Genomic DNA, 24,984 nt, shown 5'->3' on the forward strand with positions numbered 1-24,984 from the left:
CACAATTCCTCTATTTTTTTCCTTCACCTTCATTTGTGAATTCTTTCTCCTCGGCTCTTTCGAGTTTGGGGGTTGGGGCCATTTTTTCAGACGGGCGGGTCGGTGGGGCCTTCTCGCGAATTTCCTGATCGATACGTCGTAAAGCCTCTAATTGATTCGTCAGTTCTTGAACTTTTCTCTCACTGGACTTCAGTTCCTGCTGCACGTCCTGGCGGAGTGCCTGCTCCTTTTTTAATTGTTCTGTTTGTTTGGAAAGATTCGAGAGGGCCTGATTCAATTCGTCGACAGCCTTTTCCCGGTTCGTCAGTTCTTGCTTCAGTGCGTCAACCGAATCTGTTTCCAATTGACGACTTAATTCATGGACCAGTAATTCCTTATTCACTATTTCACGAACCAATCGTTTAGTTAAGCCCTCGGAAGCAATCCCTCCTCCTGGAGCATTCAACACATCCAACAACCATAACCAAAATCGGCTCTCACCCGCCAATGCGCTGTTGGGGTTGGAGGCCACCACTTTTCGAAAATGCAACGCCGCTAATTCTCTATTTTCATATAACGCGACGACTCCACGAAGAAAATGAACCGCACGGCATTCATCTTCACTTTTACAAGTACTCAGCTTCTTTTCCTGATCATCTGCAATTGCCCGAAAAAATGGAACATCTTCAGGGTCAGGTGTTAACACCGAGGACACCGCAGAGGATCCGCTTGGAACAGATTGAGCCATGGCAGAACGATTCCCATCGGTGAGGGTAGACCCACCCCATCCAAGGAGACTCAGCACCAGTACGGACAAAAAAAACACCAGAATCAACGACTCAAATTTTTGGCGTGTCAATGGACATTCCCCGCGTGTTTTCGTTTGGGAATGGTAAAATGCAATGCAGTCCCGGTTCCCAGAATACTCTCAGCCCAAATTTTTCCACCATGGGCTTCGACCACCCGCTTCGCCAACGCCAGTCCGATTCCACTCCCCACATACACACGGCCTTCTTGGGTTTTCCCCTGGTAAAATCGTTCAAAAATATGAGGCAAATCAGCTTCGGGAATTCCCGGTCCCGTATCAGACACCGAAAATTGCAACCCCTCTCCGGCACTATCCGGCCTTGATCGAATTAACACCGTCGTTCCTTCAGGACTGAATTTAATCGCATTCGATAAAAGATTTTCCAACACTTGTTCCATCCTTGGCCCATCCAGATCATAGAACCTCACCTTATTCTGAAACAAATCGAGGGTCAGATGAATATTTTTTCGTTCTGCGAGAAATTTGACTTTTTCTGTCGACCGGACGACCAAACGATTTAAGTCCGTAGGACTAAAATTATAGGAGACCATGTCGGCCTCCATCCGGGATAAATCTAAGAGATTCCCGATTAAGTGATTGAGCCGTTGACTACTCTCAGAAATAATGGTGAGGGTTTCTCGTTGGTCTTTCGTCAGTGTTCCAGGAATTCCATCCAGCAGAAGCTGTGAGCCCTCTCGAATAGACGTTAACGGGGTTCGTAACTCATGGGAAATATTTGCCAGGAATTCCGACTTCATCTCATCTAACTTTTGTAGTTTTTCACCCATCCAATTTACCTGGCCAACCAGTTCACGTAACTCCTGTGGAACAGAAAGGGAGATCGTCCCTCCAAATTGACCTTGTCCAATTCTGCGGATTTGAGCTTTGACTCGTCGAAGGGGCCGAAGGATACTATAGCTGGCGATCCCGGCCAAGCCAAGACCTAGAACCAACGCCATCACCAGAAGCTGTTTCGTAATTTCCTGGGCCTGCACCGAACGAAGATGGGAATCCTTGAGAATCGCGCCGACACTGGCTTCCTGAGCAGTGATATAGGCGTTGATGGATTGGGTTATAGCGGTAATCAATGTATCCCGATTTTGCTCATAGCTGGCGATAGCCTGAGGAGAACGGTCGGCTTGCTCAACACCAACACTCAAAAATAAGGTATGGAACTCTTCATGAAGTTCTTTTGTTTTCGCAAGTGCTTCCAGCGTACTACCAGGGTTTTCCTGCTCTTGGAGCGCTTTTAAGGTTTTGCGAAAGTTTTCAGCCTCCTGAAGAAAATCTTTCAGAAGGGTGGTATCCCGAAGTACTAAATATTGCTTGTCACTTTTTAATTGTGCATACAGACTGGTAATGAGTCGCTTAGCAGTTTCCACAGCGGGAAAGTGATGGGTCGCTAACTCAGCGCCTAATTCCGTTAAGGCACGAAATTGATGGAGAATATATAAATTCACGCCAACCACCAACGCAAGGATTGTCAGGTATCCAAGGGTTAATCGCCAAAATATAGATAGACGTGTCAACATTTTTAAAACACCAAAACGAAGGGGAACGTTTCAACAAACGTATCTGATTCTAAGGACTCTAGCCCTGAGGGAAAAAATTTCCAAACAACCTGCTTTGTGCTCTCCATTGAAAATTTAACGATCTTCCTTCCTCAAAAACACCCAAGAACTTTCACATAAAAGTTGGCTACGTAGCAATGCTGAATTGTATTTCCTACATGAGATTGAGTAATCCTACACCAGAATCCCAATATTTCATGAGGTTTCTGTAAAAGCACCTGTCAATTTTTCTTTTTAGAAACAATCAAACATTTGGTCCATGACTTCACTGGTCTCTATATTGCATATGCCACCGTAGCTAACTTAATTATTGGAAAGATTTTCAAATTCTATCGAAAACCCCACTTCTTGAATTTTTCCATCGGTCGGATGCGAAAATTTAACGGGGCATGTTTATTGTCGTGACAATTACTTTATTTACTCATTTCGTCTCTCTTTATTTCCCCCCCCCCAGATTTATCCATCTTCATAATTTTTCATCATCCTCCCCCTAAATTAAAAACATCTTCCAAGTTTTTTTAGATAGTACTTGGAAGTTTAGGTTTTATTGCCCGATTAAATATTTCGGCTTGTCTTTCTCCTCTTAGGAGAAATGTAAGAAAGCCATGCTTTCCCCTCTGGTTGAACTCACATTGAGAGAGGGCAAGTTAAAAATATTGACGCACAGAGAACAACCGTTTGAGAAAACTATTTAATAAATTGCAAAACAGTCTACCAAGGCAGGAGATGAATAATGAAATTCCAAAGCACCATCCCCTTATTTAAAGAATCTCTCTCCACCAAAATTCCTAGGACCGTGATGTCTCACCTTGGGCAAATCACTCAGAGATTTTCCAAAAACCTTGTACAGCTTTTAACAGAGTCCAGCAGCAGTTTAAGGTTTTTCAAACCACCGTCCATCTCGTTTTGCCTTCTCTTTATAGCATTGATAACTGTAATACCTTGCGCCCAGGTTTTTTCAGCTAACGTTTCGGTGACCTGGAACAAAAATTCCGAATCGGATTTGGCAGGATACAAAGTTTACAAACGGGCGTTACCTTCTCAAGACTTTGGACAACCCATATTTTCAGGAATGCCCAGCAATCCATCCTCGCCCACAACAACCGTTTCAGGGCTCAATGGAGGCACAACTTATGGATTTATTGCGACTGCATTTGACACAGCCGGAAATGAAAGTGCCCCTTCCACAGAAAAACAGATTTCAATACCTACAGGCACATCACCACCACCCTCTTCAGCACTTAATATCTCGAATCTGACCGTGTCCAGTGGCAAAGCCTATGTCGTGTCCACCTCAGGCCTCCAAGCTGGGGGGACCGTCTATATCGACCGCAACTATACCTTTTCGACCGTCCCTGCTCTCATTCAGGGTGCCGCGTATATCCAGACCGCCAACAATGATAAAGCAGCCACCAATGCGACCTTCCTCAGCTTCACGGTCAATCAACCTGTATCAGTGTATGTCGCCCGTGACGTGCGCACCACGAATCCCTCGTGGTTGAACACCTTTACGGATACCGGCGCCAATCTGGTGACGTCGGATACGACCCTCCGCCTGTTTGTGCGCTCTTTCCCAGCCGGCACCATTAGCCTCAGTGGCAATGCCAGTAGTGGCGGGAGTATGTATTCCGTCGTCGTCAAATCAGATGGAGGCACCCCAGGGGACACCACCGCACCCACGGTCACCCTGACGGCCCCCAACGCGGGCACCGTCTCCGGCACCGTAACGGTCAGCGCCACCGCCAGCGATAATGTCGGTGTGGCGGGAGTTCAGTTCCGCCTCCAGGGCGCGAACCTCGGCGCTGAAGATACGACTAATCCCTACAGCACCAGTTGGAACACCACCACCGTGCCGAATGGCTCCTACACCCTGACGGCTACCGCCCGCGATGCCGCCGGGAATACCACCACCTCCACACCACGCACCGTCACGGTGAGCAATACCACCACACCGCCGCCGGACACCACGCCACCGACGGTCACACTGACGGCCCCCAGCGCGGGTACCGTCTCCGGCACGGTAACGGTCAGCGCCACCGCCAGCGATAATGTCGGCGTGACCGGTGTGCAATTCCGCCTCCAGGGCGCGAACCTTGGGGCCGAAGATACGACCAATCCCTACAGCACCAGTTGGAACACCACCACCGTGCCAAATGGTTCCTATACCCTCACCGCTATTGCCCGTGATGCCGCCGGGAATACCACCACCTCCGCATCCCGCACCGTCACGGTGAGCAATACCACCACCCCACCCCCCTCCCCGCCCTCCTCAACACTCAGTATTTCCAATCTGACGGTGGCCAGTGGGAAAACCTATGTCGTGTCCACCTCAGGCCTCCAAGCTGGGGGGACCGTCTATATCGACCGCAACTATACCTTTTCGACCGTCCCTGCTCTCATTCAGGGTGCCGCGTATATCCAGACCGCCAACAATGATAAAGCAGCCACCAATGCGACCTTCCTCAGCTTCACGGTCAATCAACCTGTATCAGTGTATGTCGCCCGTGACGTGCGCACCACGAATCCCTCGTGGTTGAACACCTTTACGGATACCGGCGCCAATCTGGTGACGTCGGATACGACCCTCCGCCTGTTTGTGCGCTCTTTCCCAGCCGGCACCATTAGCCTCAGTGGCAATGCCAGTAGTGGCGGGAGTATGTATTCCGTCGTCGTCAAATCAGATGGAGGCACCCCAGGGGACACCACCGCACCCACGGTCACCCTGACGGCCCCCAACGCGGGCACCGTCTCCGGCACGGTAACGGTCAGCGCCACCGCCAGCGATAATGTCGGCGTGACCGGTGTGCAATTCCGCCTCCAGGGCGCGAACCTTGGGGCCGAAGATACGACCAATCCCTACAGCACCAGTTGGAACACCACCACCGTGCCAAATGGTTCCTATACCCTCACCGCTATTGCCCGTGATGCCGCCGGGAATACCACCACCTCCGCATCCCGCACCGTCACGGTGAGCAATACCACAACGCCACCTCCCCCTCCACCTACCTCAACACTCAATATTTCCAATCTGAACGTGTCCAGTGGAAAAGCGTACGTCGTGCCCACCTCAGGCATACAAGGCGGGGGGACCATTTATATCGACCGCACCTATACTTTTACGACGATCCCCACTCTCATCCAGGGTGCGCCATATATCCGAACGGCGAATGATGACAAAACAGCAACCAATTCCAACTTCCTCAGCTTTACGGTCAATCAACCCGTGTCCGTGTATGTCGCCCATGGCGATCGCATTACTCCGAAACCTACGTGGTTGAATACGTTTACGGATACCGGAGCCAATCTGGTGACGTCGGATACGACCCTCAGTCTGTTTGTGAAGACCTTTCCTGCGGGGACCATTACTCTCGGGGGTAATGTCAGCAGTGGCAATGCCGGAAATGATTTGAGTATGTATTCCGTCATTATCAAACCTTAGAAAGAGTGATCTATGAACCATCAGACGAAATAATCAGAAATTAACGGAGAAAGATAATATGAAAATTTTCCTTACAGATAACACATTTAAGAATAGGGTGGTGGCAAGCATTTCCATGGGAAGAGTAACCAACCCCACTACCCTTACAGAAATTTCAGGATGTGAAAGCATCTGGTTGAAACCTGGTGAAGATACCCACAATAATTTTAGTAGCAGTAAGACACATTCGAACGGGGACTTAGGAGAGTGCAGGGAATGCACTCCTTGATACAGTTTCAATCACTCACTGACTTTCTAAGTGACCTAATGCGGGGAAAAAATAGTGTCAGGGATATGACAAACCCAAATGATCCCATCCCGCATGACCTTTTCACTGGACAGGACAACATGGCGACCTATTGTGCATCCCCCGCTAATTCAACATCAGTTATCAGATTGGGAAATCCAAACCGTAGGCTGGATGATTCCGGAAACAGCCTCTTCCTCGGCCATGGATAGGGACCGCGGTTCGATGACAAAAAATCGATCATCTATAAAGGACTAGGGGGAGCTTGAAAGTTATCAACAAAAGAAATAAGAGAAGTGATTTTGAAACACGTACTTCATCCCTGTTGTTCCCGAGAAGGCGCAATAATAAATCAACTGTTAAAAGTCCTCTTGATTAATATTTTGGCTTATGGACTTTTACTAAAATTTCATTTTCACAGGGCAGCAAATCGAGCGGCGTTTCGACTTAATCATTCCCGTACAAGAGCCTTCCAGTCTATTGCTGAGCTATTGGCCTTCTAACGTTATATTGATGCCAGAACAGGGCACATTTGCCTATGACTAACCATACATTCCCAGGTTAGGTGGAGTCGCCATAGTAACTCCAACCAGACACACAGTATGATTTTTTCAAAAACTTCGTCCGTCAAAGATGTTGAGCGTTCCGCCTACATAGTTAAGGTTAAAAAGTTCCTAAAAAACTTCCTAAAGCTTTTACTTAATGTTACCGAAACATAACCAGTCACGGGCTGACAACCAATTTTATAGAGAACTATAGGAAAATACGTCTGCTACCTTTATTGTCAATTGAATTCCTATGCGTTTGTAATTTCAGGGTCGCCACGACATAGCATCAAAAGGAGAAAATCATGAAAAGCCGATATGCAACAAATCCAGCAACACTCTGTTGGCCTCTACTCGCAGCATTTTTCTTGCTGAATGCCACTCAGAGCCTTGCTGCCACCTATTACATATCCCCCACAGGGAGTAATGTCCTTGGTAATGGGACCAGCCAGAACCCTTATTATACGCTCTCACATGCCTTTTCGAAGGGAGGGAGCCACACTTATGTCCTCAAAGATGGTCAGTATAACTACGAAGGGAGCACCATCACGAATCCCCCAAGCGGGTCAACAACTTCACCCACGATAATTCAGGCAGAAAACGATGGCAAGGCCGTCATTGATGGTGCAGGCGTTCGTTCCGGAATTGACATCCGCCAAGCGGGCACCCATCATATCGTCATCGAAGGACTTCGCATCCAGAATTCTGGTGAAAGACCTGCCGTTTCCATTCAATCACCAGATGGGACATCCTTAACCAATCAAATCAATAATATTACCATTCGCCGCACCGGTGCATTTGGGAGCGCAGTGAACACGAACAATAATGTCTGGAGCTTGGCCCGGATTCGTGACTCGTTATTTGAAGAGGTGTGGGGCTGGGGGGCTGGCCGATATGTCCTGAGTGTCTATGGAGGGACAAAAGTGACGGTGCGGCGGGCTGTGCTCCGATGGGATCGTTGGGATGGTTTGGACTACAAACCCGGTGACCCGAAATTCAACATGAGTTTATACAATACCTATGACAGCCTCCTGGAGAATGTCATTCTCCTGGATGGGACGACTGCCACAGGAGGAGGAGATCGTGGTGGGATTTTGCTTGCCGGCAATAGCAACGGCGACACCGCTCCATATACTGGCTCATCCAATAACGTCATTCTTGGTATGGTTAGCCTCAATAATGTGGGGAACGGCCTGGCTTCTGAGTCGGGAGGGGCAGTCAATAACAACAACCGATTCGAAAATGTTGTGTCGTGGGGGAATGTATACGCAATTACAGTTCCTCGAAAGAGCAGCAACACTACCCTCAACCATGTCACATTGGGTGGGGGATCTTATGGGACGTATTTCGGTGGCGGCGGCAATCAGGTGACCAATGTCTCCCTCAAAAATAGCCTCATACACAATAATTCAAATAGTGGCATCAATGGGTCGGTTACCTCAGATTATAATAACGTCTATTCGAATAATCCTAATTATAACGGCGCAAGTCCTGGTCCCCACGATTCCAGTGTACAACCAGGATTAAAATATCTGCTACGGGCTGAAACGGGGACACCAAATAAGGGAGCGGCCTCTGATGGTGGAGATATTGGCGCGACGATCATCAAACGTTATCAGAATGGCACCTTAACCAACGAAAATCTCTGGCCATTCCCCAATGAAGCACGAATCAAGGCGGACCTCTGTGCAAATGTAACACGAGGATTCTGCGGCAAAGCATCCCTCACACATTATATTTGGGAATATCTTGGGAACCCTCTTCCAGCAGAATATGCAAATGGTGGTGGTACTTCAGATACGATTCCCCCTGCTCCCCCCAAGGGCCTTACCCTCACCATTCAATAAGATGGCCAACCTGGTGCAGCAAGCAGCCCTGAAAGGCTTGCTGCACCTCCCTCTTACAAGCAATACCTCCACTTACTCAGAAGAAATCACACATCAGAACAGGAGCCGTGGAGCACGGAATAGTATTGGGATGCAGCGGCATCCCAGGTTAAGGTACTGACAGACGCGCAAATTTCAGCTTGATTCCATTTTTTTCCCAGGGCATTTTCCAATGCCTCACACAACTGCTGACTATTGCCCGCATCAACAAGTAATCCATTGTCTTTCCCAATGAGATTGGGAATATCACCCACGTCGGATGCAACCACTGGACGGCCACAGGATAATGCCTCAAGAACCACATTGGGACATCCCTCACGAAGACTCGGCAAACAGAAAACATCACAAGCGCCTATCCATAGCGGAATGTCCTGATGTGCCTTGGCACCAACAAACCGAATCTGCTCTTGAAGGCCCTGATTGTGGACAAGATCTTTATATGATTTGAGCATGGGGCCATCCCCGATAACATACAGGGTTACTCCCTTTCTTACTCGAACAAGTTTTTGAAAGGCCTCAATCAGATACCGAAGACCCTTTTCTTCCTCTTCTGCCAATCTTCCAACAAATACGACGCAAGGATACCTTTGCGGAAGTCCAAGCATGCTCGCACATTCAGTCTGATCCCTTGGATAGAATAATTGTTTATTGACGCCATTACGAATAACCGTGACATGCTCATGATTAATTCCCTCGCCTAACAGGTGAGCTTTCAATTCTTCTGAAACGACTGTGACCCGAGAAGCCTGCTTCAGGGCACGAAGTATCGCCCCTCTCTTGCGTTTTTCAAACAAAAACATATTCACATCACACCCGAGACCTGATAGTACCAAGGGTACCCCCACGATTCTAGCAAGCCGGGCAGCAGCCACTCCATCAGGATAAAGCCAATGAGCATTGATCACATCAAACCGAAAACGGCGCTTCAGGGCAAACGCATACCGAACAAGGCCTAGGAAGAACAGGAAACTATGGTACCGGTCACCCAGTTTAGGAATAAACGGATATTTCGGGCTCAAGACGGGTATGGCATCGACATCATATTCAGTTGGGATTAAGGAATAGCCATGCCATCGCTCCAAATATTTCCATCGAGGGAGCCTGGGGAACCAGGGTTGTGGGCAAACGACTCGGACATCGCAATAGTTCATTAAACCTTGAACAAGTTGCTGACTAAAGACGCCCTTTGTTGGATTCACGGGTGTGGGAAAAATCTGGGAAATAAACAGAACCTTTAAGGGGGGTGGCATATCAAGCAGCGCAACGATCAATAAAGAAAAGGATTAATCAATATATTTCTTGTGCCACATTTCCAAAGCGATAAGGGAAAAAAGCCTTCGGCTCAAATCTTCCTTTCCCTCCCGATGTCGCTTCAAGGCATTATCGATATACGACTCTTGGAAATAATTACGTGTTAAACTTTTACTGTCCAGCAAGACATGACGAACCTGATGATAAAGGTTTTCCCTAAACCACTTTGCCACCGGCACGGGGAAGCCCTTCTTCTTCCGATAAATAATTTCATGAGGTAGGGTTTTCTCCATGACTTTTTTTAGGATAAACTTGCCCTCCCACCCTTTCAAACGATAATCATCCGGCAACGACATGGCAAACTCAAGAAGATGATGGTCCAAAAATGGAACACGAAGTTCAAGGGAATTAGCCATCGTCATTTTGTCCGCTTTGACTAAAAGGTCATCCGGCAACCATGACTTGATGTCCACATAACCCATTTTTCTCAATGATGAACTTTGGGGTAGGGTGGCAAAGAGATGCTCAAAAAACATATCAGAATTGTGGCCTAAACGAGAGGCAAAGGCGGGTTGATACATTTCCCCCTTTATACTCGGTGTCACATCGCTAGAAATCCCTCGATAGCGTTTGGGAAGTGGCATTCGCATCCAATCAACATATTTTGTGTATTTTTCATTTGTCTTGGTAAGCGTTGACAGGCAATCTAAAATCCAGATTGGAATAGATCCAAATACTCGGTGAATTCGATCAAGCATCTTCATAATGGGGTACAAAGGATAGCCGGCCAAAATCTCATCACTCCCCTCCCCTGAGAGAATAACGGTCACATGCTCTTTAGCCAACCGGGAGAGGTGAAAGAGGGCAATAGCCGCACTTTCTACAATGGGTTCTTCCGTATACTCAAGTAACTGATCCAAAGAGGTAAAGAATTCTTCTGACTCAAGGATATACTCGTGGTGATCCGTATGAAATTTGTTCGCAATAAGCTTGGCATAGGGAAGTTCGCTGGCACCCCGATCATCACGATATCCAACAGAAAATGTCTTAACCGGTTCGGTGTTAAATTGGCTCATTCCTGCAACAACCGCACTGGAATCAATGCCTCCACTCAAAAAGGCACCCAATGGGACATCGCTCATCAGGCTCATTTTTATACTTTTTTGAAGTAATTCCGCGTATTGCTCTTGAGCTTCCTCCAATGACACTGCACTGGGAGGGCCATCCCTGAGGTCCCAATACTGCGAAAGAGTCACTTGCCCCTCTTGAAGATGTAAACCATACCCTGGAAGAAGTTTTTGAATACCTTGAAACAGGGTAGTCTGCCCGGGGACATACCCCACCGACACGTAAAAATCCAAAGCGGCAATATTGGTGGATGGTCGATGATCCAGTACCCTGAGAATAGCCCGTACCTCAGAAGCAAAAAGAAACTGATGCTGATCCACAAAGAAATAGAGAGGTTTTATTCCAACCCGATCCCGGGCAAGAAAGACCGAATTGTTGTTGGCATCATAAATGGCAAAAGCAAACATCCCGTCAAACCATTTGGGACAGTCAATTCCGTATTCTTCATAGGCATGAACGATGACCTCAGTATCACACCGCGTTTGAAAGGTGTGTCCCTTAGATATTAGGTGGTCCCGCAATTCAAGAAAGTTGTAAATCTCGCCATTGTAGACAACCGCAATCGTCCCATCCTCATTAAACATAGGCTGTGCGCCAGCATGTAAATCAATAATTTTTAGCCGTCGGTGTCCAAATCCCACATGCTTATTCAAGAATAATCCCGCGGAATCAGGGCCCCGATGAACCATGGAATCTCTCATCTGCACAAGGAGTCTTTGTTCGACGAGTTCACCATCCTTCATTTTCACCACACCACATATGGCACACATAGCGATTGACTCCAAAGAAAAGGTTATGACATGGCGCCGGCAAAAAACAGTGCAGTAAATAATCGAAGAAATACTACAAACCCAATTTCTATTAAGCCAATACAAAGGAAATCTTTAAGAGTCAACGTCGGATTAAATCCATTTAAGGAGCAAAAAGCCGCAGCAATTCCAAGCTGTACATAAAATAGAATAAAATCTGTCGTCACAAACATGGAGGTGGCCGCATACGAACAAATACTTGCCAAAAGAGCCAACGCGAGTGAGCGATCCTTAGGATCGGAGACTTGCTTCGAAACATGCCACAGCCCTTTTATGGAAAGATAAGATAAGGCGATATAGACAAATAACCCGGGAAAGCCTGTTTCTCCAAGATTTTCGACATATGAATTATGGGCGATTAGGCTAAGCCCTGTTTTATGTCTGGCAGATTCTTTAAACCGCATTTTGCCTACTCCAAAGACCGGGTTTTCCTTGGCCATTTCCAGCCCGGCCGCCCATAGATCCACACGATGAGCCGCAGACTTACTCCCATCACTATCATCAAGCCCACGTGTTGTGAGAAACCCAACCAACGGGGCGGCCAAAACGAGGACAATAGCACCAAGGATCAATGCAGTACGCGGCTTAAACCGTAAAACAAGGGAAGCAAATAACGAAACCACGGACGCCAGCAACCCTCCCCGTGATTGGGTTAATAGAAGACCTTGAAAAATAAGAATGGCAAAAAGAAAGGAAATTATTCGGACGAAGATGTTCCAGGGAGAGAACATAAATTGGATGAGAAAAGGGAAGGAAATAACAAACAGCAACGCCAGGACATTCATCCCATCCCAAAGTCCAACCCATTTTGCACGCCCGCCATGACCATCATCCCAACCAAGACGTTGCCCAGCCCACCCGACGCCGGTAGCCACTTGATCAATACACTGGTAGGCGAGAAGCCCTGATAAGATAATTTGAAACCAGATCAGACGGCGAATTTGTCCAGTTGAGTTCAGAAAAAGAAATAAGCACATAAAAATAAGAAAAGATTTGGAATATTCAGTAAAAGCCGCTCTGGCATACCAGGATCCTTCCCCCCCTTGCGCAAGGTTGGACAAGATGATCACAACAAGCCAGACCACCAACACATATAATAATGGCAATTTGCCCAAACGTTGCCATCCATCCAATTGAAAAACAGAGCCAACCAGCAAAAAAGCAAAAATAATATAATCAACAGGCCAATTCAGCATAAACGGCACCCAGTCTTGGGGCCGTAGATAGAGAGTGATGAAGTAAATATAAAGAAGGAAAGACAGGGGTGAGGGTATAGGACCATTCCCAGAAGTCGGATTGGGCCCGATGGAGTCCACAGGGTCTATCGCTGCGGTTTCTTCTTTGACCATTTGATTTGAATGAAATCCTATGCGCCTGTTCCGGAGAGAATAGGTTTGCTGGTTAATTTACTTTATTCAACATGCTGTGTTGATTGACGCTCACGAATTTTTTCTAAAAAGTGAGTCGGATCCCCCATAGCTCCGCTTTCCGCCGCCTTCACCACCTGAAAAAACTCATAGGCGGTGACATAATGCAAACAATATTTCCTACCATCGTTATAGTTGGTCTCCAGATAGGTCCACATACGATCCATAGGCTCGCCAAGAAGAACGTCCATGTTTGGTTCAGAGGCGCCATGTGTATGAAGTTTCACGAAGATCCAATTGGGCCGTCCTTGCACATGAATATGGGTCTTGATCCAAAGGTCAACCCGATCGTTGGAGGGGGGGTTATCACCTGACAATTCACCATTTTCAATTCTGGGAAGCAAACCTAGCTTTCGAGCCTTCCAATTCAATCCTAATGGACCCTGAATGAGCATCAAATCTCCACAGGCTTTTTTGCCAAATTCAACAGCGATTCCCGCATTATGGGATTTCGGTCGCAAAGGATCATCTGTAACATAATATAGAGAATTAATCGTCTGAACCTGTGTTTCATCGGGGGCGGAAGGAAAAGTGAAATCCGCATAACACCCCGTCTCACGAAGAATGGAAATCTCATTATTCACTCCACACCATTTTCCTGCCAAGCCACTATTATCCAAGGCCCAATTCCCATGGATAAAGCCGTATTCAATATCTCCTGATTCAGGATTTTTTCGGAGAAGATGGTGCTTCTCATAGAGGAGTGTCTTAAATTCCAGGAGTATGTTTCGAAGATTTTCGGCTGTATCATTATCGTGATGGAGGTGAACCTCAACATCTCCAAACCCCATTCGGGATAATTCTGCGAGATGGTCAAGATGCTCGGAGCGATACTCTTCTGCAGGAAAAAAAAAGCTATGCTGTGGGCATCGCCCACTTGCATCCCGATGCTTGGACGCAAGTGCCGGGTAGAGTTTCATCCACTTCTCCACCCTGACGCATTCCTGTTCATACGGGACCCCACCCACAGCGGGTTCATAATGGTCCGCTACACAAAAAAATATATGAATGGGCTCCTGAGACAGGCTGGGACGAGAACGGAACTGCTGAGCCACATAGCTAGCAATCCATAGATGCATCTGCTTTTTATGTAACACGATCCCGACAAATCCCAGGAGGAGCAAAATGCTAGTAAAAACCCCATATACGAAATACACTCAGGATTTCTCCAAGGTTATTTCATCCCTATCGTTCAGCTTTACGCCAAAGGCTCGTCTGTCCAGCACTGAAGAAATGACGAAAAAATCCATACAAAGCGGCCGCATTCCCCATACAGAAATACAAGGGCACATAAAAAATATTTGTCTGGCCCAGTTTTTCCATTAGGACCCACCCTAAGACCGCAGCAAGATAGAAGAAGATTTGCCCCCAGAAAAGGCTTTGATACCAAAGAGAAGGAATCACTGCGCTAGCAAGCAGCATGGCCAAAAGAAAAAAGGGAATCAACCAACGAAATAGCTTGTGAGAAATAAACTGAAAGGCAAAGATCGTCTTTGGGGGAAGAAACATACTCCGAAATTCGGAAAGAATTTGATATCCGGCGGACGCATACCGAACTTTGAGGAAAAATTCATCATGAAGAGTTTTTGAGGAATATTCTGCTGAAGTGGCTTCCTCTTCATAAATGACTCGAAAGCCGGTTTCAACGATCTTGAGAGAAAGAAACATATCGTCATGGACGATGCTTGGCGGCATAGATGAAAAAAGACTTTTGCGAATGGCAAAGATCTCCCCATCTGCACCTACAATCGATCCTAAATGACTTTCTTCAGATTTGAGCCAGCCTTCATAATTCCAAAAGGCTGTTTCCCCTTGACTGGTTTGCCTGGCGCTGTCCTTCAATATCACCTTTCGACCCGAAACACCTCCGACAGAGGGATCATGAAAATTTCTAACGATTTTTTGAATGACTGTTGGTTCATACAGGGTGTTTGCATCAGAAAAGAATATAATTTCCCCCTTTGCAGATGAAACAGCATGATTCAAGGCAGCCGTTTTTCCTTGCCGAAGTGGCCGATACAAGACAGTGATTCCTTGTGTGGCATATGACTGAGCAATACTCACCGTCTGGTCCGTCGACCCATCTGCGACAACAATAATCTCTAACTGACCTTCTGGATAGGCCAACGCCATGGTGTTGACCATTTTGGCACCAATAACTTTCTCTTCGTTATAAGCGGCAATAACCATAGAGACAGAGGGAAAAATAGTTTCTTGCTTAATGGGCCTCGGTCTTATGCGTGCGAAGACCCAAACAAGAAAGGGATATCCAAAATAGGTATACAGCACCGCCACAAATGCCACCCAAAATAGTATTTTCATCCCAATTCCTTCTCAGGAGCGTAGAGATTTATCCTATACCTTCAAATGCCTTCAAGCCGCGCCTGTGACCAGGCATCCTTTTTTTCCAGAAGGAAAAAATGAGAGATTAAACTTGATTGAAGATAAGTGTATGATATTTATGTCGGTATTTCTTCCGACAATCCTAAGTGGATAGCAATAGTGGGGTGGGAAAAACCAGACGTTTCAATGTTTTTCCAAGAGAGCAGAGGCAAACCGTTCAACACGCTTTCCGTTCTCGAACCACGTGTGGTTGTCCAAAACTTTTTGACGGGCACGCTCCCCTAATTCTTTCCGAAGGGCACTATCGCTCAGCAGGAGTGAGAGGGCCTGCCGTAGCGAAAAAGGATCTCCACGTTGTACGATCAATCCATCTTTTCGATCTTCAATAATATCCCGGATGGGCAGAAGATCCGGCGCAATCACGGCTTTTCCCATTCCCATAAACTCAAACAAGACAATGGGAGACCCAAAGACATTGGAATCTGGCAGGACACAGATATCCATTGCAGCGATATAGGATAAAATTTGAGATCTGGGAACAGGACCTGTCAAAAAAACAACCTCTTCCAATTTATGGTGCCGAACCTGGTCCCTAAGCCTATCAGCTACCGGGCCGTTACCCACCAGCATTAGCCGAACAAAAGGATATTCCTTATGAATATCTCTGATCACATCAATCAGCAGATCTAACCGGTCCCAGGAATCAAACCACCCGGCGAAACCAACAACAATACTTCCATTGAAGGTATAACGAGTTCGAATGTGTTCTCCGGTAACCTGGCTTTCGAGGATGCGGGAATCTATCGCGTTTGGAATCACAAATACCCCTTCTGTTTTTCCGCTCCGTCTTAAGACTTCATCTTTTAAAAAGCTGGAGACTACGAAAATTACATCAGCTTTTTTGAATACAATTTTTTCAAACCATTTAGAAACAGGAATGAGCAACTGGTTCCGAGCTCTTTGAACTCCCACCACTTCATTCACTTCGAGCAATACAGGCCAACCCAAAAATTTTGCTAAAAAGACTCCCATAAACATGAAGAATGCATATCGTTCATAATACACATCTTGACCATGTCGCTTTAATATTGGCCCCAATCGAAACAGCACAACCAGGTTATAACTGATTTCCAGAATTTCAAAAACAATATCCGGAACCCAGCAACTGACAAACTTCCAGATTCGGTTTATCCCTTGGACCTTGGACTGCCCTTTATCAATTGGCAAATCCCCAGCCATGGCCAGAGGGTCCACACCAGAGGGGGAAGCTATTGTGGTCGTATGCCCCAGAGTTTCAAGAGCCCGAACCATACTGGCAATATGAACCCCTTCTCCCCCACGACCTAGCGTTCTGTGATGATAAAGAAATCTCATCGGACCCACCCCATTCAATTCCTGAGCATCCCAGAAATTGAAACCGCCTGTAGTTTCTGGCGAACGATGTTATCTAAGATAACTGGAAGCGCCTGAAGCGCATGAGGAGTAGTCCCATGATATAAAAGAACATCCCCGGAATGAAGAGGTTGGCATTGCAGTGCAGCAAGAATTTCTCCCATGCTCTTGGCCTGAAAATCTTTAAGATCAACATTCCACATAACACATGTCATGTTTGCATTCCATGCTCCAACAAGGGAACCCAAGCATAATTTCCCGAATGGGGGACGGAATGATCGGCATGGACGTCCAGTGATGGTTTGAAGAAGAAACTGCGTCTTCTCAATTTCTCCTGCGGATTCCTTCCATGACAATGAATCGAAAGAAGGATGGGTGTAGGAATGATTGCCCAATTCATGCCCTTCTTCAGCAATTCTTTCAACCATTTCCTTGTGCTGTTCAATTTTTTCACCAACAAGATAAAAGGTGGCTGTGACCCCATAGGCTTTGAGTAACTCCAAAATTTGAGGGGTGTAAATTGGATCCGGGCCATCGTCGAAGGTTATGGCAATGTGACGATTAGTTATTTTCCCCTGCCATAATAACCATCGCCTTGGTAACATCCGAAGACCGGTTTTCAGGATGTTTTTTATAAATTGATCTTGTGGTTCTGCCCCATAGAGATATCGATAGGCCTCCGACATGGCAGTCATTCCAAAACGCCCTCGAATTCGACACTCAGCATTTTTAGCGATTCTGTCAGCTTCACCAGGATCCCGAAAAAGTTGTTCTAAAGCTTGCGCTAATGCCTCTGGCTGGCCGGGAGGAACCAAGAGACCTGACTCCTGATGCACAACAATCTCGGGGACTCCTCCCACATTCGTCGCCACGACGGGTAGGCTGGTAGCCATTGCCTCCAACAATGAAAGGGGAATTCCTTCAGTAATTGACGGAAGAACAAAAAAGTCGAATGTTGAAAGGAACGTTTCTACATGTTCTTGATAGCCCATAAACTCTACGGTGCCAGAAATTCCTAGTGTCCGAGCAAGCATTTCCAAATCATTCCGCTGAGGCCCCTCCCCCACCAAAACAAGCCGAATAGGAAGACCCCGCAATCGAAGAATCGCATGGGCATGTAAAAGATGATGCAGCCCTTTTTCAGGAGAAAGCCGAGCAACGCTCCCCACGACCCATTCCTTTTGTGTGCAGCCATGGGATGACTCAATAGTAATGTGGTTCCCTTCCTTCTGTTTTCTGGAAAATTTTTTCTCTTCGATACCATTTAAAATCGTCACCGACTTCTGAGAGGAAATTCCATACAGACCAAAGGCCCGAGTGGTATCTTGGGAAACGCCCACTATTTTGTGGAAGACCCTTGAAGCCACACGAAACTTCAAGCGTTCTTTCCAATTGTAAGTTCTGAGCCAGGTATCATGTTGTGTATGAATGCGGACTGAAACGGAAGTGAACCATGCTGCCCACCCGGCATACAGCATGGGATCAAGGCTATGGGTGTGGAGGACGGTCACTCCCTCCTGCTTAAACACCCGGGCCAAACGACCAATCAACCCAACATCAAGGCCTGCCCTGCGCTTGACCATCACAATACGGCAACCTGCTTTTTCAACCACGGGAGCGAGAACACCTGGCTCGTCCAGACAGACGACAATTGTGGGCAAAGAGGCCAGCACAGGAGAACTGACAAGAGTACAGACCAACCGTTCAAGTCCCCCTGGCTGAAGACTCAAGACCACGTGAGCAACTTTTGGTTGAGCGATCACAACTTTTCCTCTGCCCAATTTTCCTCTTGCCGTACAAGAAAACGAAAAGCCCAAACCACAAGACCAATCAAGCGGTTCCCCTCATCCGTTTTATCCGGTGGACAGCGAACTGCCACCCCGCCTCTACTTCTTCCCGCTTAAAGCACCCGGCAGATAAGAGCAAAACAGGGTAACAAAACACTATGGCTACCCCGGCTCCAAGAAAACCGCCATATTTCATAAACAGGATTCCCCAAATCAACCCCAATAGTAATGCACAAATCCCGCCAATCTTTCCCAGAGCCCTATAATCATATTGGACAGGAAAAAGTTGCTGCGAATAGAACAGCATACAACTCACACTCACTACTTCGGCTAAAAGAAATGCAATACCCGCCCCTATTGCGCCCATACTAGGAATTATGGCAATACTTAAAATAATTTTGACAATCCCCGCCATAACGGTCACATAAAACAGATATTTGGTCTTTTTCATATATAAAATTCCGGTTTGAAACGGATATCCCAAACTGGACACCAACAGACCTGCGGCCAGGATTGGGATAAGGAGTTCCGCAGGCCAATATTCCTGAGTCGTCATGATACGCAAAACACTCGGTGAAAATGCTGAAATGCCCACTACCAACAACCCAACCATTGCAGCCATATAGATGACGATTTTGGCTTGAACATCTTTGACATTTTCATTTTTCATAATGGAAAACCGGAAGGATCCATAACTGTTTTTAAATGGTTCAAGAACCAGGACATTGCCCAATTCAACGAATTTCAACGCCAAGGCATAAAGCCCAACCGCTTCAAGCCCATATAAAGCCTTTAAGAGAAACCGATCTGAATAAAGAACAGCCACACTAACGATGGTGCTTAAAAGAAAGGGAAAACTATACTCGAGAACCTGACGAAATTTCGTTTGGTGGAAACGAAGGCCACATTCATACACCGTGGTGCCAACAACATAGCCCCATGATATCCCGACACTCATGAAATTTCCCACAAGGATTCCCCACACCCCCCAACCCAAAATAGCTACGGAGTAATAATTGCACCCTACTTGTAAGAGCAACCGCAGAAAGGAAGAAACCACAAACCGGGTCGAATACTCTCTGGCCCGAAAGTAGGCAAGGCCAATTTCCGATGACAATTGTAGGATGAGAATCAAAAGGCCAAGTTGGAGAAGGCTTGCCTCTTGTGATGACCCAAATAGGACTCTGGACAAGAGCGGAGTCGTAAACCACAACAGGGCTACCCCAGTGCAGGCCACGACACCGGAACCGACCAACGTCGTACTCACCAAATGTTTTCGTTCCAACTCATCCTGGAACTCGAAATAAAATCGAAGTGTGGCATGTGCCAATCCAACACCCAACAAGGAAGAAACTAACGCAGAAACGCCATACACTAATTCCAGCGTCCCATATTCTGAAGGAGTCAAATGACTGGTATACAGCGGAAGAAGAAGAAACGCTCCGGCACGATTAACGATCCCCCCTAATGCATAAATGGAAGAATGCTTGAATAGCCGCTTCATGTCTGACTGTATATTCATAAATCCATTTCAGAAGAAGGAACATGGACGAAAACCATCCAACCTCTGCCTGCACAACTTCTATTCGTAAATTTACGGGACGGAGGAGTGTGGCTCGGCAACCGAATCTAAGGCTTTCTCAAAAGCAGAACGCAGAATTGGCGCCATGGTATGAGAGAACCAATGTTCATCCGTTTTATGCCAATAATCTAAATGCTCATGGAATTGATAAAGAAGGAGAATGGCCGCATAAATTTTTTGCAAGCTTCCATCTCCCACGCAGAGTGCATGCCAATACGATTGCACGCAATCATTTTTCAAGAGATCTTCCTCAAAAGCCACTCGTACAATAGCCTGATAAAAGGGCATCGGCGCACTTAAATACTTTTCGTACCCTAAAAACCACAACAAATCCATCAACGGAAATCCCATTTTCCTGGACAAATCCCAATCAATTAAACCAATCACTTTTCCGGTTTCGTTGACTAGTAAATTCGTACGCTTAAAGTCGCCATGGGTTTGCACAAGAAGCGTCTCTTTTCCCATCAACCGTTTCTTCACCAAGGTTTTCACATTCGTAAAGACAACTTTATCGGTTCCTTTGCAATAGGTCATGAAATCCGCAAATGGAACGTTCACCAGCTTTTCAAAAAGCACGTCGTCAAGGATCACCCTCTGTGCCGTCCCAGCATGAAGTTGTAGAAGATACCGAGAAGCCTGTGCCGTGATCTTGTCAGATCTCCAAGCCCTTTTTTGTTCTCCTGTGGGTTCAAACCCCGGCAGCTTGGATTCTTCGAAGTACATTAAACTGCCAAAACTACCAGTGTAGGAAGCAGCTGGAATGGGCACAGGGCTTATACCCTGCAAAGCTTGCAGGGTTTCATAATTATTACGACAACGTGTCAAGGCTCCTTGGCCTAAAGGAAACCGGACAATCCGGTCTGGAAGTTTCCCTACAAGCGAACTGGCCGTTCCCACACAAGCGCTAATACCTGCTTCATCCGACGGCTCCACCCCATGTTGACTGGCAATATTCCCGATTATCCCTGAAGACGTATTTGACCAAGAGTTCCCTAAGATCAAACCATATGATTCACCTTTCACGATTTTTCTCAGGGTGGATCGCCATCCTTTAACCGAAGACCTCCTACTTCCCTCCTGGGTCACTGTTTCGATGGGACCAAGAGCAGGATAAAACTGGAGCCTAGTTACTATTCTCCATGGACTTCCTTCCAATGAAGTTTCAAGTCCCCGTTGGCATAATTCCTGGGAACCAATATTAAACCGAAGAGAAAATGGATCTTCCCTCATTCCCAAATAGATCATCCCCCTCGGAGTTAACAATTTCAGCAGGTTTGACAAAAAGGTCTTCCCCTGGGGGAAAACCATTCCATCGGACTCAAACCAAAACCGGGAGTTGGAAAGACAAATCAAATCAAAGAAGCCTTCCTGACAGGGAATTTGGTCTTTAATCCCATTGATGGAAATCGCTTCAATACGGCGACCGTCCTGATGGGCACGGGCCACGGCGCATCTCTTCATGGCCTCGTTTTGAAAGACTCCTGTCACATGTGAAAACAAATAGGAAAGAGCTACCGTCGTGGTTCCAATCGAATCATCAAGATTTAACACCGCATCTTGATCAGTCCTTCCCACCCACAACATCCAAGCGGTCTGGGCACCAAAGTGGATTTCCCAAAACAGAGCTTTTCGCTCGTCCGGGTCCAACTCGTTCAGAGTGATTCCAACACCATCCCGCCACCCATGCTCTTCTACTAAATCGGCCAGACGGTCATATGTCGTTGATGCAATCACCTCATGTCCTTACGAAAGGAAATCATTTCTTGAAAATTGCGCAGAAGGCGCTTCAACTTCATTTTGATTAGTTCTCCGCTAAACCGGAAATAGTAAGAGAGGTGCGTAGGATGTAACGTTATGGCTTTTTTTTGCAACTTCCAGGCATGACTTTCTCCCTGAAAAAAGCTACTGTCAGCCCATTCGGCATAAATTTTGGCCTTGCGTATTTTGTAGCTATCAGAAGAATATTCATTTCGGTACATTCGCAACAATTGAAATTGTGCCCCATATTCCTTTCTCAGGCTTCCATGGCTCCTTGAGTGTTTAAGGACCCGATACTGACCAACATATTTAGACGATAAGTAAATTTTTGTTTTTCCTGCAGCCCGGATCCACAAATCATAGTCTTCTGCTTTGAGGTCTTTGTTCCCAGGCTGGAATCCCCCAATTTCCTGAAAAATTTCTTTCCTGATTAGAGAGGTCGACATCCCTATCAAATTGCCTTCCATTAGTAAGACCTGCTTGAGATTCCTGGGCTGATCATACAGGTCTGAAGGTTTTTGACCAGAATCAAGTGTTCGACCCAGTTCATCAATTTTCTCCATGAAACCAGCGACAACCCCGACACAAGGATGTCGTTTCACAATATCCATTTGCCACTCAAGTTTCCGTGGAAACCAAATATCATCTGCATCACAAAAAGCCACATAGCTCCCGAGACTCCATTCGACTCCCACATTCCGGGCAATGGCTACACCCTGGTTCTCCTGGTGAATGCATTGAATTTGATGGGCATATTCCTCCAGAATTTTCAGAGAAGAATCTGTAGACCCATCATTCACGGCAATAATTTCAAATGGGGTATAAGTTTGACCTAAAATCGATTCAAGAGTTTCACGCAAAAATTTGGCAGCATTATAGACAGGGACAATAACTGACACTAAGGGGAAACTTGCCAATGAATATGAATGTGAAGTCATTTTTGCTTAGGATTAAGGCGGATTTCTGGCCACGTGGATCACCTGTATTCGCTTATCCCGACCTGGGTTCACGCTAAAGATTCCGGAAACATTATTACCAAGTGCCTCCTGTACCCATTCAGTCAGAATCTTTTGGTATCTTGGTGTGGCCAAAATCCACACACCTCCCTTCCCATCCTGCACCGCCTTTTGTACGGTGTCCTTATTATGCAGAATTAAATTTCCCCACCGGTCTTTCATTCCTCGGGCCTGGGAATTCTCCCTAAATAAGGAGGACTGATCGTCATAAAATATGTAATTCTCATGAGTAAGATAAAATGACGAAGAAGGGACGGCATTAACAATCAGATCGCCAGCCTTCCAAGCTTCATTTATATAGTCGGCAGGACCTCTAACATCGGATCGCTGATAGTAGTGAACCGAAACTTCTTCGGAAACGTTCATCCGAAAATTCACTTCCGCTTTTCCGATATTCATAATATGGGCGAAAGAGAAGTCTTCCGAGCAGAGCAATAATCCAAATGACAAAAGTACTACCGCAAACTTAGGTACTCTTCCCAAAAATGCATTTGGAGATAGCGTATGATCCAGCCACGTTTTCCCTGCCAGCGCGCCTTCAAACCACAAGAGAAGAATCAAGGGATAAAGGAAAAATGAATATCTTGTGGAGTTGTACATCGTATTGATCACTCCCAAGATTAGGATACAACTAACTAACACCAAAAGAAGAAAGTGTTCAGTCACAAATTGTTGGGAATTTCTTCGACCCCACAACACCAGCAAACCGAAAAGACATGAAAGCGTCATTAAATAGGGCATCACATCAAGCCAGAGAAAGACAAACTCCTCCATCACTCTTGGATAATGAAAGACAATGGCAAAAATCTTATGGAGAGATAGGCTTTCTGCTTCGTGTAAAACAATATTGCCGGTAGTCGCGAGAACCCCAACGGTGAGCCAAAAACCAAGGCATGAAACCAGGAATATTGCAAAACTCCTTTCAAGAGACTTTCGGAAAACCAACCGTGGATCAAGGATTTGAGTGAAATACGAAACAAGCAGAATGCCCGCCACGACTCCAAACAACTGCAATAGGCCGGATCCAATTAACGCTAAGGCAATGGATTTTTGCCGCCAATCCCATAAAGAATTTTTCATTCCCATATAGGCGAGTCCTATACCCATCAGAAGAAGTGCCACATACCCCACACCCCAAAGGTCTCCTCGCAGAAAGACAGACTCCCATAAGGAAATGTCCGGAAGGAGAAGAATGCCTCCCCCATTATGAGGAAGAACGAATCCTTCGGGGTACTCGCTTCCCGAATTTCCAGAAAAAAGCCACGACCACATCTTCGGAGAAACAATATTCAAAAGAAGAATGGCGCTAGCCCAACCCCCATACCGAAACTGTTTTTCAAGGCTTACCTCTCGAAACAATAGGGGCAGGAACAACAAGCAAGCCATGAAAATCGCACCCTCATAAATGACGGTGCTAATGGAGGCAATGACATAGGACCAAATAATTGCCCGCTTTCGTCCAAGAAAAAATCCTTCATAAAAAAAATAAAGAAACCAAAGAAATGCACATTGAAACATAGAATACATTCGGGCAAATCGAGCAAATTCCACTTCCCAAATTGAAACACAGAAAAAGCCTACTAGGAGAAACGCTCCTGCGTTTCCAATTCGCTTTCTACCCAACAAAAAGAGAGGGGGGATCGTTAACAGATTAAACAGGACTGCTGGCAATCGAAGTGCATATTCATTTAGCCCGAATAGACCGGCACTTGCTGCTTCAAAGTACTGAAAGAGCAAACCTCGCCAATACATGCCACCACTGGGATATATTGGGATCCCCTTTTGCTGAATCAGTTCAACCGATTTGGCGATATAAAATTCATCCACAGCCAGACACCAACTGCCTAACGCATCAAACCGGGCCAAGATTCCGACAAAAAAGCCGACAAGACAAAAAATGGCACAACCTAATTCACTTTTTGAAATGGATACACCTGGAGAGGAAGCTAGTGAGAAATTCATAAGAACCCAGACAGG

15 protein-coding genes are annotated in these 24,984 nt (G+C 46.3%); 2 read left to right on the top strand and 13 right to left on the bottom strand.

Annotation, left to right across the window (positions count from 1 at the left end; translation table 11 throughout):
• Positions 1–10 precede the first annotated feature (10 nt).
• Both PP769_RS18330 and PP769_RS18335 read right to left on the bottom strand, forming a co-directional pair.
• A complete protein-coding gene (locus PP769_RS18330; protein ID WP_312642989.1) occupies positions 11–838 on the bottom strand; it encodes a hypothetical protein in 828 nt (275 codons plus the stop codon).
• A complete protein-coding gene (locus tag PP769_RS18335) occupies positions 835–2,319 on the bottom strand; it encodes a sensor histidine kinase (protein WP_312642991.1) in 1,485 nt (494 codons plus the stop codon). Before PP769_RS18335 ends, PP769_RS18330 begins: the two co-directional genes overlap by 4 nt.
• Positions 2,320–3,331: 1,012 nt before the next feature.
• Here PP769_RS18335 and PP769_RS18340 point away from each other — a divergent pair.
• Both PP769_RS18340 and PP769_RS18345 read left to right on the top strand, forming a co-directional pair.
• Positions 3,332–5,797 carry a beta strand repeat-containing protein gene (locus PP769_RS18340; RefSeq protein ID WP_312642994.1) on the top strand — a complete coding sequence of 822 codons (2,466 nt, stop codon included), beginning with the start codon at positions 3,332–3,334 and terminating at the stop codon, positions 5,795–5,797.
• 1,136 nt (positions 5,798–6,933) lie between these two features.
• Positions 6,934–8,475, top strand: coding sequence for a right-handed parallel beta-helix repeat-containing protein (locus PP769_RS18345; RefSeq protein ID WP_312642996.1), 1,542 nt, complete (start codon positions 6,934–6,936; stop codon positions 8,473–8,475).
• 86 nt (positions 8,476–8,561) lie between these two features.
• On the opposite strand, the gene PP769_RS18350 is transcribed toward PP769_RS18345, so the two are convergent.
• The 11 genes from PP769_RS18350 to PP769_RS18400 all read right to left on the bottom strand — a co-directional run bounded on the left by PP769_RS18350 (position 8,562) and on the right by PP769_RS18400 (position 24,969).
• A complete protein-coding gene (locus PP769_RS18350; protein ID WP_312642998.1) occupies positions 8,562–9,764 on the bottom strand; it encodes a glycosyltransferase family 4 protein in 1,203 nt (400 codons plus the stop codon).
• Between the two features lie 33 nt (positions 9,765–9,797).
• Complete coding sequence (gene asnB, locus PP769_RS18355) at positions 9,798–11,663, bottom strand: asparagine synthase (glutamine-hydrolyzing) (RefSeq protein ID WP_312643000.1); 1,866 nt, start codon at positions 11,661–11,663, stop codon at positions 9,798–9,800.
• Between the two features lie 23 nt (positions 11,664–11,686).
• Entirely contained in the window at positions 11,687–12,898 is a 1,212-nt protein-coding gene (locus PP769_RS18360; protein ID WP_312643002.1) for an O-antigen ligase family protein, read from the bottom strand.
• 215 nt (positions 12,899–13,113) lie between these two features.
• A complete protein-coding gene (locus tag PP769_RS18365; protein WP_312643004.1) occupies positions 13,114–14,286 on the bottom strand; it encodes a hypothetical protein in 1,173 nt (390 codons plus the stop codon).
• Between the two features lie 28 nt (positions 14,287–14,314).
• On the bottom strand, positions 14,315–15,451 hold the full coding sequence (locus PP769_RS18370) for a glycosyltransferase family 2 protein (protein ID WP_312643006.1): 1,137 nt from the start codon (positions 15,449–15,451) through the stop codon (positions 14,315–14,317).
• Between the two features lie 204 nt (positions 15,452–15,655).
• Positions 15,656–16,846, bottom strand: a complete 1,191-nt coding sequence (locus PP769_RS18375) for a glycosyltransferase (RefSeq protein WP_312643008.1) — start codon at positions 16,844–16,846, stop codon at positions 15,656–15,658.
• Between the two features lie 14 nt (positions 16,847–16,860).
• Positions 16,861–18,627, bottom strand: coding sequence for a glycosyltransferase (locus PP769_RS18380; protein ID WP_312643011.1), 1,767 nt, complete (start codon positions 18,625–18,627; stop codon positions 16,861–16,863).
• 67 nt (positions 18,628–18,694) lie between these two features.
• The gene (locus tag PP769_RS18385; protein WP_312643013.1) at positions 18,695–20,155 is read right to left on the bottom strand and encodes a lipopolysaccharide biosynthesis protein; all 1,461 of its coding nucleotides are present in this window, start codon (positions 20,153–20,155) and stop codon (positions 18,695–18,697) included.
• Between the two features lie 90 nt (positions 20,156–20,245).
• Complete coding sequence (locus PP769_RS18390; protein ID WP_312643016.1) at positions 20,246–21,967, bottom strand: phosphotransferase; 1,722 nt, start codon at positions 21,965–21,967, stop codon at positions 20,246–20,248.
• A complete protein-coding gene (locus PP769_RS18395; protein ID WP_312643018.1) occupies positions 21,964–22,929 on the bottom strand; it encodes a glycosyltransferase family 2 protein in 966 nt (321 codons plus the stop codon). The genes PP769_RS18390 and PP769_RS18395 overlap by 4 nt, the downstream gene beginning before the upstream one ends.
• A 12-nt stretch (positions 22,930–22,941) precedes the next feature.
• Positions 22,942–24,969: a glycosyltransferase family 39 protein gene (locus PP769_RS18400; RefSeq protein WP_312643021.1), complete on the bottom strand. Its 2,028-nt coding sequence runs from the start codon at positions 24,967–24,969 to the stop codon at positions 22,942–22,944.
• Between the last annotated feature and the right edge of the window lie 15 nt (positions 24,970–24,984).

It is taken from the genome of Candidatus Nitrospira allomarina (assembly GCF_032050975.1).
Lineage (GTDB): Bacteria > Nitrospirota > Nitrospiria > Nitrospirales > UBA8639 > Nitrospira_E > Nitrospira_E allomarina.

Bases quoted from the DNA above. Each gene is read 5' to 3' on its own strand.
- PP769_RS18375 (WP_312643008.1), bottom strand. From the start codon at position 16,846: ATGAGATTTCTTTATCATCACAGAACGCTAGGTCGTGGGGGAGAAGGG.
- PP769_RS18370 (WP_312643006.1), bottom strand. From the start codon at position 15,451: ATGAAAATACTATTTTGGGTGGCATTTGTGGCGGTGCTGTATACCTAT.
- PP769_RS18345 (WP_312642996.1), top strand. From the start codon at position 6,934: ATGAAAAGCCGATATGCAACAAATCCAGCAACACTCTGTTGGCCTCTA.
- PP769_RS18335 (WP_312642991.1), bottom strand. From the start codon at position 2,319: ATGTTGACACGTCTATCTATATTTTGGCGATTAACCCTTGGATACCTG.
- PP769_RS18350 (WP_312642998.1), bottom strand. From the start codon at position 9,764: ATGCCACCCCCCTTAAAGGTTCTGTTTATTTCCCAGATTTTTCCCACA.
- PP769_RS18400 (WP_312643021.1), bottom strand. From the start codon at position 24,969: ATGAATTTCTCACTAGCTTCCTCTCCAGGTGTATCCATTTCAAAAAGT.
- PP769_RS18395 (WP_312643018.1), bottom strand. From the start codon at position 22,929: ATGACTTCACATTCATATTCATTGGCAAGTTTCCCCTTAGTGTCAGTT.
- PP769_RS18385 (WP_312643013.1), bottom strand. From the start codon at position 20,155: ATGAAGCGGCTATTCAAGCATTCTTCCATTTATGCATTAGGGGGGATC.
- asnB (WP_312643000.1), bottom strand. From the start codon at position 11,663: ATGTGTGCCATATGTGGTGTGGTGAAAATGAAGGATGGTGAACTCGTC.
- PP769_RS18360 (WP_312643002.1), bottom strand. From the start codon at position 12,898: ATGCTGAATTGGCCTGTTGATTATATTATTTTTGCTTTTTTGCTGGTT.